Annotated in this window: 9 protein-coding genes; 4 read left to right on the top strand and 5 right to left on the bottom strand. The window is 36.7% G+C overall.

Translation table 11 applies throughout. The annotated features are described in order from the left end of the window. Window positions 1-2: 2 nt before the first annotated feature. Together AC5SR4_RS02790 and AC5SR4_RS02785 are read left to right on the top strand one after the other, a co-directional pair. Complete coding sequence (locus AC5SR4_RS02790) at window positions 3-812, top strand: DNA/RNA non-specific endonuclease (RefSeq protein WP_495358014.1); 810 nt, start codon at window positions 3-5, stop codon at window positions 810-812. A gap of 94 nt (window positions 813-906) precedes the next feature. After that, the gene (locus tag AC5SR4_RS02785; RefSeq protein ID WP_495358013.1) at window positions 907-2,667 is read left to right on the top strand and encodes a T9SS type A sorting domain-containing protein; all 1,761 of its coding nucleotides are present in this window, start codon (window positions 907-909) and stop codon (window positions 2,665-2,667) included. 50 nt (window positions 2,668-2,717) lie between these two features. On the opposite strand, the gene AC5SR4_RS02780 is transcribed toward AC5SR4_RS02785, so the two are convergent. Continuing rightward, entirely contained in the window at window positions 2,718-3,569 is an 852-nt protein-coding gene (locus AC5SR4_RS02780) for a glycosyltransferase family 2 protein (protein ID WP_495358012.1), read from the bottom strand. Between the two features lie 3 nt (window positions 3,570-3,572). Then, window positions 3,573-4,475, bottom strand: coding sequence for an FkbM family methyltransferase (locus AC5SR4_RS02775; protein WP_495358011.1), 903 nt, complete (start codon window positions 4,473-4,475; stop codon window positions 3,573-3,575). Window positions 4,476-4,522: 47 nt separating this feature from the next. On the opposite strand from AC5SR4_RS02775, the gene AC5SR4_RS02770 reads away from it, so the two are divergent. Further along, the gene (locus AC5SR4_RS02770) at window positions 4,523-7,981 is read left to right on the top strand and encodes a T9SS type B sorting domain-containing protein (RefSeq protein WP_495358010.1); all 3,459 of its coding nucleotides are present in this window, start codon (window positions 4,523-4,525) and stop codon (window positions 7,979-7,981) included. Window positions 7,982-7,987: 6 nt separating this feature from the next. Here AC5SR4_RS02770 and AC5SR4_RS02765 read toward each other — a convergent pair whose 3' ends face one another. Both AC5SR4_RS02765 and gcvP read right to left on the bottom strand, forming a co-directional pair. Next, window positions 7,988-9,046 carry a 3-oxoacyl-ACP synthase III family protein gene (locus AC5SR4_RS02765; protein WP_495358009.1) on the bottom strand — a complete coding sequence of 353 codons (1,059 nt, stop codon included), beginning with the start codon at window positions 9,044-9,046 and terminating at the stop codon, window positions 7,988-7,990. Window positions 9,047-9,154: 108 nt separating this feature from the next. Next, on the bottom strand, window positions 9,155-12,004 hold the full coding sequence (gene gcvP, locus AC5SR4_RS02760; protein WP_495358008.1) for an aminomethyl-transferring glycine dehydrogenase: 2,850 nt from the start codon (window positions 12,002-12,004) through the stop codon (window positions 9,155-9,157). Window positions 12,005-12,126: 122 nt separating this feature from the next. Between gcvP and AC5SR4_RS02755 the strand changes: the two genes are divergently transcribed. Then, entirely contained in the window at window positions 12,127-12,960 is an 834-nt protein-coding gene (locus AC5SR4_RS02755; RefSeq protein WP_495358007.1) for a UbiA prenyltransferase family protein, read from the top strand. Here the strand turns inward: AC5SR4_RS02755 and AC5SR4_RS02750 are convergent. Continuing rightward, window positions 12,957-13,220: a hypothetical protein gene (locus AC5SR4_RS02750; protein ID WP_495358006.1), complete on the bottom strand. Its 264-nt coding sequence runs from the start codon at window positions 13,218-13,220 to the stop codon at window positions 12,957-12,959. The two genes, AC5SR4_RS02755 and AC5SR4_RS02750, sit on opposite strands and share 4 nt — an antisense overlap. Window positions 13,221-13,222: the final 2 nt, after the last annotated feature.

Below are 13,222 nucleotides of genomic sequence, written 5' to 3'. Positions count from 1 at the left end.
ATTTGAACAAACGACGTACATATACAATCATAGCCATTGTACTGGTACTTGCAGTATACGGATATGAATACTTTTTAAAAACAACTGAAAATGCCAAGGTTGTAGCTAAAGGAAAAACAGCAAAAACCAATACAAACGAGTACTTTTTACCTACCAGTACTACAGGGCAGATTGTGCACCACGAAGGCTATTCCTTATCTTATAGTGAGCCTCATGAACAAGCCGAATGGGTAGCCTATGAGTTGAAAAAAACGCACCTAATCGGTACCCAGTTCAAGCGCCCGTATTTTGAAGTTGACCCTGCTGTAAAGAGCGGAGCAGCCCATTGGCGTAACTATAAAAACTCAGGTTTCGACCGTGGTCATTTATGTCCAGCAGCCGATAGAAGCTATAGCCAAGCAGTACACGATGAAACATTTTTAACCAGTAATATAAGTCCGCAAGAACACAATTTCAATGCAGGGATATGGAATACTCTAGAGCAAAAAGTACGTTATTGGTCCAGTAAGTACGATGGAGTTTTTGTAGTAACGGGAGGTGTGCTTAAAGGAACTACAAAAACCATTGGTAACGAACAGGTTGCAGTGCCCAATCAATTTTATAAAGTGTTGATAGACAACAATACAGGCAAACCCAAAATGATTGCATTTTTAATACCACATCAAGAAACCAATAAACCATTATATGAATTTGTCGTTACGGTAGATTCTATTGAACAACTAACAGGTATTGACTTTTTTCCGCAATTGGAAGACACACTGGAAAATCAATTAGAATCCTCTAGCAATTACAAGGAATGGGACTTTTACTAATCATCGAGAATATTTGCAGATAAAATACTAGATAGCTAACAATCATTCCACTTTTTGTATATTACTTTTGTAAAAATATAAAAATCAGATAGTTGTGAAAGAAAAAGTACACTCTAACTCCCCAAATCTGATTCCAATAAAACCAAGAACCTTATTTTTTTTAACCATGTTCCTTTTAAGCGCAATCAGTATGGTTTGGGCCCAAAGCGACAACGCAAGCCCTACAGGTTCTGAAAATGCCAACGAAAATGCTACCGTTGATGGTGGCATAATTTCAACAAATGACAATTTAGAAGTCTGTGTTGGCGATGGCGTTGCCGATTATATTGATGTGACCGTAGAAGGCGCCTCGGGGCGTGTAAAACATTGGATACTTACCGATGAAGCTAATAACATTTTGGATCTGCCAGAAAGCACACCATTTGACTTTGATGCCTGGCCTTCAGGAACCATGAGAATTTGGCATTTGTCCTATAACGGTATCAAGCCTCTAATAGATCCATTTTGGCACAAACATGTAGTAAACCTTTCAGACTTAAAGGGAAAGTATGATTTATCCAATTACTTAGAAGTAACCCTTATCCAACAACCCAAAGGAGGTGAGATTGTATTAACTGATGGTGCTACTGAAATAGAAATATGTTCAGGTGATGGTACTAGCGATGCGTTTGATGTTACCCTAACAGGTGCCGAAGGGCCTTTTATGGTTTGGGTAGTGACTGATGTGGATGCCAATATTTTAAGTACTTCAGATGTTGGGACTTTTGATTTTGAAGGAACTCCAAGCAGTACAGTTTTAGTATGGCATTTAAGTTACGCAGAGAATGTGAGCTTAGAAGGTGTTACCAATGCTAATGATTTAATGGGCTGTTACGATTTGTCTAATCCAATAACAGTTACCATAAATGGTGTAGAAGCAGGCGATATAGAAATAGCAGGAGGTGGTACCGAAATAGAAATTTGTGCGGGAGACGGTGTAAGTGATGCATTTGATGTAACCATTACAGGTGATACTGATGGTACCAACTTTGCATGGGTAATAACTAATGATGCCTTGGATATTTTAAAGATTGTTGACCCAGCAGAAACGTCCTTTGATTTGGAAGGTGCTGGGGATGGTACTTGCTTAATTTGGCGTATTGCTTATGAAGATGGTTTAGAAGGCGCTGAAGAAGGTACCAATGCAGCCGATTTAATGGGATGCTTTAACCTATCTAACCCTATAACTGTTATAAGAAATGGGGTAGCTGGCGGTACCATAACAGGTGGTACGGAAAACACATTCTCCTTTACAGTAGGAGATGGAACTGCTGATAAAATAGCCGCCGATGCTATTACTTTAGAAGACAGTATAGGGGCCAATTCTAAGTGGTTGGTAACCAATGCAGATGGTACTGTAATATTGGCAGTGGTAGATAATTATACCGAGCCAGATTTTGATGGGGCAGAAGCAGGTACTTGTTTGCTGTGGCATTTAAGCTATGAAGATGGCTTAGAAGGCTTAGACCCACCAACCGAAGAAGGGGTCGAGCATTTAGTGGCCAATCTATCAGGATGTTTTAGTTTGTCGAATTCAATTACTATTGAAAGAACAGCTGCGGTTACAGAAACCACCAGTGTGGTAATTTATCCCAATCCAGCTGATGCAACCGTTAGTATTAAGCTATCCAACTTTAAGAACAATCATGTGAATATAAGTGTGTTTAGTTTACAAAATGTACAATTGTATAGTAGAAGTGATACTTTTACCAAAACCCAGTTGGATATTAGCAATTATGATAATGGCATTTATTTTATAAGTGTAACAAGTAAAGAAACGGGTGAACGCGTTATCAAGCGTTTGGTTGTTAAATAATAAATATAGATAGACTTTTTATATATACGTTAAAAAGGTTCTAATTTTAATTAGGACCTTTTTTTGTTTAGCATGCCTTTCCAACGTAGCTTCCTAATAAAGAGGCCTTCATCTTCTGTTACTAAATATTCCATGCGTTCTTTTTTTGCTTTAAAGTACCCTGCCATATAGTCCTTAAATAATCTGGCACTGCCTTTTCTGTAGGCCAATTTTAAAGCTGAAATAAGGGTGATGATGAAACCATAACGCATTTTGTACATAGCCTCGCCCTGTAAATACTTAGAGGCTTTATTATAGCTTATACCTGTTGGTTTTAAATGCTTTACATGTAAAGAGCCGTCGGTTAAAATATGCCAACCGTAATATTTTGCCAGTAGTTCATCTACAGTGTCCCAACCCATAGAAGACTTTAATTTACCTATTTGTATAAAGCAGGCTTTTCTGTATGCCTTTAGGGCGCCACGAATGTGGTCTTTACGGGTTAGATTTTCCAAAACCCAATCGCCATTCTTTTCAATATAACAAAACCCTGCAGCCATACCCAACTTAGGGTTGTTTTTAAAATGTGTGGCAATCTGCTCTAAATATTGCTTGGGAAAAATCAAATCGGCATCAAACTTACAAATAATATCATAGGCATCATCCAGGGTTTTATAGCCTTTATAAAAGGCATTGATGATTTTAGAGCCCGGTAGGTGTTGGTTGGACGATTTGGAGTTTACCAAACGAATCCAAGGGTGTTTTGCGGCGTAAGCCTCTACAATATCTTGGGTGCTATCGGTTGAATTATCGTTTACCACTACCACGCACTTGGGCAACAAGGTTTGGTTTACCAAAGCATCTAGTGTAAGCCCAATGGTACTAGCTTCATTATGTGCTGGTATGATGATGTAGATATTCAAGATTTAATATATGAATTCTGAAATTAAATAGGTTTTTGATTTAGGCACAAAAAAACAATTTCTTATTCCATCATCTTCTAGCCTTTTAATAGAGTTAACTCGTTTTAAGCCATCAGGTGTATGATTGTAAAACTCATAGTTTAAAGTCTTAAAAAAGTCATTGAGTTCTGTTTCAATGGTATTGTAAAGGGTTTCACAAATAACTATGGGTTTGAATTGTTTTATAATATCTTCTCCGGAATTAAGAATGTCTATTTCTGTACCTTCAGTATCAATCTTAATTAGATCGATTTTTTTAAGTTTTTCTTCCTCAACAAATCTGGATAGTGTCGTAGCGGTTACTGTATTATTTACAAAGTTTCTGGATGTGGTTTTTGTACCGGCATTTCCTTCGCCGGCTAAATTATATTTTAGTCCAGAGTATTTTAGATTTTCAACTTCATAGAAATCGATGGTCCCTGTTTGATTACTTAAAGCGAGTTCGAAAGCGTGTATATTGTTTTGAAAGTGATTGATTCTGATGTTTTCTTTTAAAAAATGTTTGGGGCCTATAGCAGGCTCAAATGCAAAGCAATTTATTGATGGATTAGCCTTTGATGCTAATAAGGAATAATAACCAATGTTGGCACCTATGTCTAAAAAACAAGAAATATTTTTAGATAGTTTTTCGAAAATTTCTGAATATTCAAATTTTTTATAACCATTCCAAAATAATAGTTGTGTTAAGTAACTTGTTTGATTCGTAGCTATTTTAATATTACCGGAATCTGTTTTTAAGTTAAGGATTCCTGAGGGAGGTATTTTAATTTTTTCAGGTAGTAACGGATAGCATAGATAATTAATATTCCTTAAAACTAAATTAATTTTTTTTTGGTAAATCAGTTTATAAATGGTTTTTATAATCATATTGTTTTAAATTGCAAGGGTAAATATACTGTTTTTAGAAACTCGTAATGAAGCATCGTTTATTCTTTCTATTTTTTTTCCTAATAACTAATTTGGTTTTTTCTCAGTACAATGTCGTTAAGTATCAAAAAATTAATGACTTACATGGTAGTTTTACAGGTGTTTTAGATATTGGAGATAATTTAGGTGTTTCAATTGATAATATTGGAGACTTGGATGGAAATGGTGTTGATGATGTTGCGGTTGGAGCTTTTTCAGATGATGATGGTGGACCTAATAGAGGTGCTATTTGGGTTCTTTTTTTAGACAGTAATGACAATGTTATATCTCATACTAAGATTAGTGACACGAGTGGCAATTTTAGTGGTGTATTGGACAATGATGATAGATTTGGTGGTGCTGTAGCTTATTTGGGAGATATTAATAATGACGGACTGATTGAAATAGCGGTTGGTGCGGATTATGATGGAGATGGAGGTTTTTGGCATGGTGCTGTTTGGATACTAACGCTAAATTCAAATGGAACAGTCAATGCCTATTCAAAAATAAGCGATTTGGTCGGAGGCTTTACAGGTAACATTATTGGTGATGCTGTTTTTGGTACTGACATTGAGAATATAGGAGATTTAAACGGTGATGGAATAGATGATTTAGCTGTTGGATCTAGAAGAGATAATGAGTTGGGAGGAAATCAAGGTGCCTTGTGGATTTTATTTATGAATAGTGATTTTACGGTTAATAGTTATCAAAAAATAAATAGTAGTCAAGGAGGCTTTGGTGTCCCTTTGGATGTTGAGGATTATTTTGGAGGTTCAGTTGCAAATTTAGGGGATTTGGATGGCGATGGTGTTGTTGATTTAGTTGTTGGATGCTATAGAGATGATGATCAATTGACCAATTCGGGGAGTTTTTATGTATTATTTCTAAATTCTGATGGAACTGTTAAATCCCATCAAAAAGTATCCAATAGCATAGGTGGATTGAATACGACGATTTCCCAAGAGGCTATTTTTGGTGAATCTATAGATGGTATTTTAGATGTTGATGGAGATGGTAAAATTGAGGTTGTTATTGGAGCCATGAAGCAAGTTAATCCGACATTATCAGTCCCTACAGGCACCTTTTTTATTATTGAATTGAATACAGATGGGACGGTTTCTGAAGAATACTTATATACCTATGCTGAAAATTGTTTTTCCGGTGCTTTATCAAATGGAGATTTATTTGGAGGTTCTGTATCTATACTCAATGACACCAATAATGGTAGTATAAAATTAGTTGTAGGTGCTTATGGCGACAGTGAAAATGGGTATAGAAAAGGGGCTGTTTGGATTTTAACTTTGGGGAAAACAGTATTTAATTTAGAATCTTATACCAATCCCTCCAGTTGCGGTAGCAATGATGGAAGTTTTACTATTTCGGAATTAGCAATTAATGAAAATTATAATATTACCTATAATTATAATGGTATACTTGAAAATACAACCTTGATATCGGATACCTCAGGAAAAATTGTTGTCCCAGATTTATATGCCGGCTCATATACTGATATTTTGGTTGTACAAGCTTTAACCGGGTGTCAAGACAATCTGGAAGATGTTATTTTAACAGCGACAAACCTAAACACAGGTATTTCATATACAGACCCAACAGGCTGCAATACAAACGACGGAAGTATTACCGTAACGAAGTTAATTGCAAATGAAAATTACGAGGTGTCTTATGAATATAATGATGCTCTTATTGAAATTACAGAAGTGTCTAATGCATCAGGTGAAGTTATAGTCACAGGATTATCTTCAGGTACTTATACGAATTTGATAATTGAACAGCCAACAACGGGTTGCTATGAGGGTTTTGGTAATTTTGTTTTAAACTCTCTGGATTTAACGGCTGTCATTTCTCATAAAGATCCATCCAGCTGTGGTAATAATGACGGGAATATTATTATTTCAGGGCTGCTTTCTAATGAAAGTTATAATGTAACTTATGAACATGAGGAGGGTATATCAACTGTTTCAGTCTTCTCAGATTCGTCTGGAACACTTCTTTTAGCAGGTTTGTATGCAGGTATTTATACTAATATCTTCGTTGATGAAATCTCGACAGGTTGTCAAAGCAGCTTTGGTGACATAACATTAACATCTCCAGTATTAACTTCAAACATATCCTATCAAGACCTGACCAGTTGTATAGTTAATAATGGAAGTATTACTATATCAGGATTGGAGCCTAACCAAAACCATAACGTTTTATATGAGTATGGTGGCTTGTTTTACAACCTAATACATATATCTGATGCATCTGGGGAGGTTGTTTTGGATGGTTTGTCTTCTGGGGACTATGGTAACATCATTATTCAGCAGACTTCTACTGGTTGTGAAAATAATTTAGGGAGTGGTACTTTAAATGATCCGACGCTAAATTCTAACCTGTCACAATCAAATCCGTCAAATTGCGGTTTTGATGATGGTCGTATTATGGTGTCTGGGTTGTCACCTAATGAAAATTATATGTTGAGCTATGAATATGGGGGTAATGCTCTTAGTGTTACTTACACGTCTGATGCCACAGGTGAGTTTGTTTTAGCAGGTTTATATTCCGGCGACTATAATAATCTCATAATTGAGCAAATTTCATCGGGATGTCAGAGTCATTTGGGCGATGTTTTTTTGATGTCAGCAGATTTAACCTTAGGCGCCAATTATAATAATCCTTCCGGATGTGATACTAATGATGGTAGTATCACTATTTCAGGGTTAGTTGCTAATGAAAATTATAATGTCAGTTATAGTTATGAGAGGAGTGTTCAGAGTATTGGAATAGTATCAGACGTATCGGGTCTTACCGTCTTGATGGGGTTGCCTTCAGGTACTTATAGCAGTATAGTTGTTGAGAAACCCTTAACAGGATGTCTGGCAAATTTGGAAGATATGGTATTGGCTTATGATGGATTAAATCCAAATATCACCTATACAAATCCGTCAAGTTGCGAGATTAATGATGGCAATATTACGATATCCGTATTGTCTTCTAATGAAAGTTATACCGTAATGTATCAATATGAGAATGTGGTTCAAAGTTTTTTTGGAACATCCAATGCAGAAGGGATAGTGGTTTTAGATACATTGCCTTCTGGTAATTACATTAACTTGTCTATTAAAGAAGATACGACGCAATGTATAAGTGATTTAGGTTCTATTGAATTGCAATGTATTGAAGATCCTGTTGATTGTTTTAAAACCAGACCCTATTTTACGCCTAATAATGATGGCTATCATGATTCTTGGGGATTGGAGTTAACGAATTCTAATTGTGATTATGTGTTGTACATTTATGATAGGTATGGCAAATTAATTAAAACTTTAACCCCTGTAAGTAATACATGGGATGGGACTTATATGGGACAAGCCATGCCGTCTGACGATTACTGGTATTTGGTTAACTATACAGATGGGGTTAAAGATACCATGAAATACAAATCTCATTTTACCCTTAAGCGGTAATATTTACTAATATCTATAAACAATAGCGTTAATGTGCATGCCAGCACCAACACTTGCAAATATAATAACATCTCCTTTGTTTAAACTATGGTTTTCTAATTTATTGTTCTTTACCAAATCAAAAAGTGTTGGAACAGTAGCTACCGAACTGTTTCCCAATTTCTGGATGCTCATGGGCATAATGCCTTCTGGGATGTTTGTTTTGTAAAGCCTGTAGAAACGTTTTAGTATAGCTTCATCCATCTTTTCATTGGCTTGATGAATAAATATTTTTTTAACATCTTGTATAGCCACGCCACTTTTATCTAAACAAGTTTTCATGGCTTGTGGTACATGGCTCAAAGCAAATTCATAAATCTTACGACCGTCCATTTTAATATAACGGGTGTCTTTACAAAGCTCTTGGTTGTTTGAGTTTCCAAAGAATAGATAGTAAGCTTCATCGTAGGTATAACTAGCTGTTTCATGGGCTAAAATACCACTTTCGCCATCAGAAGGTTCAATAATGGCAGCACCGGCGCCATCTGAGAAAATCATGGCATCCCGATCGTATTTGTCTACCACTCTAGAGAGTGTTTCGGTACCAATTACCAAACAGCGTTTTGCCATACCCGCTTTTATAAATGCCTGGGCTTGAATAACACCTTCAATCCACCCTGGGCAACCAAATAAAATATCGTAGGCTATACATTTTGGATTCTTGATGCGTAGACTATGCTTGATTCTTGAGGCCAAAGATGGCAGCATATCACTTTGAATAGTATTGTGCTTAACATCACCAAAATTATGGGCCACAATAATATAATCAATCGTTTCAGGATCTATGTTGGCATCGCTAATGGCCTTTTCGGCAGCAAAAAAGCCTAGATCGGATGAATTTAGATGCGCCTTTGCATAACGCCGTTCATCTATACCGGTAATGGCCTTAAATTTGTCAATGATAACTTCGTTTGGATGATTAATGATTGATCCATCATCATTTAGAAATAGGTGATTATAAAAAGCGTCGTTTTTTTCTATGGTATCGGGTATGTAACTGCCCGTTCCTGTTATTTTAATATTCATAAAAAGAAATTGCCCTTATGTTATTTTAGCTGATGCTAGCAATATACTAGCTTTATAATAAAGGGCAAATTAAGTTTGGTTTTATTTTACGATGTTCAACACCCTAATTTAGGCTTCAGCATAAGCCTCAATAGGTGCACAAGAACAAATTAAATTTCTATCTCCGTAGGCATCATCAACACGTCTTACACTAGGCCAGAACTTATTATGCCTTACGTATTCTAAGGGAAACGCTGCTGCTTCTCTAGAATAGGAATAAGGCCATTGGTTGGCAGTTATCATTTCCAGAGTGTGTGGTGCGTTCTTCAAAATATTATCTTCATCGTCCTTAGAAGTTTGTTCAATTTCCTTTTTAATGGAAATCATAGCATCACAAAAGCGATCTATTTCTGCTTTACTTTCACTTTCAGTGGGCTCAATCATAAGGGTGCCAGCAACAGGGAAAGACACCGTTGGCGCATGAAACCCATAGTCCATTAAACGCTTTGCAATATCAGTCACTTCAATACCGTGCACTTTAAATGGCCGGCAGTCCACAATCATTTCATGTGCAGCACGACCGCGTTCACCAGAGTATAAAGTGTCAAAACTACCTTGTAAACGTTGTTTGATATAGTTAGCATTTAATATGGCCATTTTGGTAGATTCAGTTAAACCTTCTGCGCCTAGCATTTTAATATAGCCATAAGAAATTAAACATGCCAATGCAGAACCATAAGGGGCTGCTGAAATGGCTGTTATAGCTTGCTCACCACCTACTTTAACTAAGGGGCTGCCTGGTAAAAATGGTACCAACTGTTTGGCTACGCAAATGGGGCCAACACCTGGGCCACCACCACCATGAGGAATGGCAAAGGTTTTATGTAGGTTTAAGTGGCATACATCGGCACCAATATTACCAGGATTGGTCAAGCCTACCTGAGCATTCATATTGGCACCATCCATATACACTTGTCCGCCATTATCATGGATGATTTTAGTAATTTCTTTAATGGCCGATTCGTAAACCCCGTGGGTGGATGGGTATGTTACCATTAAACAGGACAGGTTGTCTTTATGTAAAATGGCTTTCTCTCTTAAGTCGTCTACATCGATATTTCCCTCAGCGGTAGACTTTGTTACGATTACTTTCATACCTGCCATTACAGCACTGGCTGGATTGGTACCATGTGCCGATGAAGGAATTAAACAGATATTTCTATGGTGGTCACCACGCGATTCATGATATGCTTTTATGACCATAAGACCTGCAAATTCACCTTGTGCGCCAGAATTGGGCTGTAACGATGTGGCTGCAAAACCGGTAATTTCGGTAAGTTGGTCCTCTAGTTCCTTTAAAATGGTTAGATAACCTTGTGCTTGTTTTTTTGGTACAAACGGATGGATGTTGGCCCATTTAAAGATGCTTAATGGGAGCATTTCAGAAGCGGCGTTAAGCTTCATGGTACAAGACCCTAAGGATATCATGGAATGGTTTAATGCCAAATCTTTACGTTCTAAAGCTTTAATGTATCGCATTAGTTCGGTTTCGGAATGGTAGGTATTAAATACATCAGCCGTTAGGAAATCCGATTGTCTTTGTAAACCTTCTGAAATATTATGACCTTCTGATACGGCATCTATAACAATGGTTTGTTTGTTCGCAGCTTCAGCAAACGTAGCAATTAAATAGTTTAAATCTCGAATACATGTTGTTTCGTTTACAGATATGGTAACCGTATTTTTGTCGGGATAAAATAAATTGACTTTTCGTCTTTTGGCAACTTTCTTTAAGGCCTTAGCATCTGTTTTTATTTGAAGCGTATCAAAAAAGTCGGTATTTATTTGTGTATAGCCCAATGCCTTTAAATATTCGGCTAGTGTTGCTGCCGTGTTATGGACTTTATTGGCTATAAACTTTAAGCCCTTGGGCCCATGATAAACAGCATACATACTTGCCATAACAGCTAATAGTACTTGTGCGGTACATATATTGGATGTAGCCTTGTCGCGCTTAATGTGCTGCTCACGTGTTTGAAGTGCCATACGTAGCGCTCTATTGCCATCGGCATCTTTGGTAATACCAATAATACGTCCTGGTACATCACGCTTGTAAGCTTCTTTAGTAGCAAAATAGGCAGCGTGTGGACCACCGTACCCCATAGGAATACCAAAGCGTTGAGTGGTGCCTACTACTACATCTGCTCCAAATTTACCAGGAGCTTCAAGTTTTACTAAGCTCAAAATATCGGCTGCAACAGCTACTTTTATCTGGGCATTGTTGGCCTTGCTTATAAATGATTTTATGTCGGTTATTTGGCCGTCTTTTCCGGGGTACTGCAATATAGCACCAAAGAAGTCTGATGAGAAATTAAAATCCTGCTCATTGCCAACCACTAACTCAACACCTATAGGCGTTGCTCTGGTTTGAAGGAGTGACAAGGTTTGTGGCAGTACATTTTCAGAAACAAAAAACTTGTTAACGTTTGCTTTTTTCTGGTCACGTTCGCGAACGGCAAACAATAAACTCATAGCTTCTGCAGCTGCGGTACTTTCATCAAGCAGGGATGCATTGGCAATTTCCATTCCTGTAAGCTCAATTACCATAGTTTGGAAGTTTAATAGGGCTTCCAACCTGCCTTGGGCAATTTCAGCCTGGTAGGGTGTATAAGCTGTATACCATCCAGGGTTTTCTAAGATGTTTCGTTGTATAACCGCAGGCATAATGGTAGGGTGGTACCCCAAGCCAATATATGTTTTATAGACTTTATTCTTTTTAGATAGCTCATGGATATGGAGTAAATATTCATATTCCGTCATGGGCTCGTCCAAATTTAAGCCGTTTTTTAATCGTATATCATCGGGTATTGTTTCGTATATTAACTGGTCTAAGGATGCTACACCAATGGTTTTTAGCATAAGTTGTTGTTCGTCTTCTCTGGGACCGATATGACGCAATGCAAAAGCGTTTGTGTTCATTTAAGAAATAGATTTATTAAATAATTCGCAAAATTACGTAATAATTTGTGTGTTTTATTGCATAATATGGAAAGTTTTTAACCATTTGAACCTCTTATTAACACTTTGATTATTTTTGTAGGATGAAGGGGAGTAATAAGGTGTTAAATTTTTATATAAACAGTAGTATTCATGTTGCTTTGTCTGCATGCTCTTTAACATGGATTACTTTAATTGCATTCCACATACCTTATGATGCTACGTTGTTATATTTTGTGTTTTTTGCTTCTATAACTGGTTACAATTTTGTGAAGTACTTTGGGGTTGCAAAATTTCACCATAGAAGTTTAGCCAATTGGCTTAAGGCCATACAGGTATTCTCCTTTTTCTCCTTTTTGTTGATGTGCTATTTTGCCTTAAAATTAAGTATGGCCACCCTATTGTGCATTGCTGGGTTTGGGTTGGTTACTTTCTTTTATGCCATTCCTTTTTTACCCAGACGTTTCTTTTTGGATAGCCAACATAATTTAAGGAGTGTTGGTGGACTAAAAGTGTACTTAATAGCTTTGATTTGGATGGGTGTAACGGTTGTGCTTCCCATGGTGAATAACCATCATGTTATTGATATGGATGTTGTGCTAACGGGAATACAGCGGTATCTTTTTGTAATAGTTTTAATGCTGCCTTTTGAAATAAGAGATTTGAGTTATGATAGCTTAAGATTATCTACCATCCCCCAAAAGATAGGGATTAAAAAAACCAAGGCTATGGGGGCAGTACTTTTTGTTGTTTTTTTTGTACTGGAATTTTTTAAGAGGGATGTGAGTATTGCTTGGATATGTATCAATTTAACAATAGCATGTGTACTGTTGCTATTTCTATTTTTATCTAAAATAAGGCAAAGAAAATATTACAGTTCACTTTGGGTAGAAGGCCTACCTATATTATGGTTTTTGTTAGTATTTCTGTTTGCTTAATTAGTGTGTTTTTTTAGGGCTCTTTCAAAAGCTTGTTTCATGGACGCCTTACAGTTTTTATCTAAGGCTACTACTTTAGAATTTTTTATGGCCTTGGTAAGTTTGGAATTGTTTTTTGTATATTTTCTACAAGCTCGACAATAAATTAAGTGAAGATTAAGTTTTACTTTTTCCAATAAAGAAGCTTCTTTGTATTGTGTTTTATCGCAAACATGATTTGCTTCGTTACATGGAATAACAAATTTAATTTTATTGCTCATTA

The organism is Aestuariibaculum scopimerae, assembly GCF_059428085.1.
Note: the sequence above shows the minus strand (reverse complement) of the source record. Positions and strands in the feature narration are given on the sequence as shown.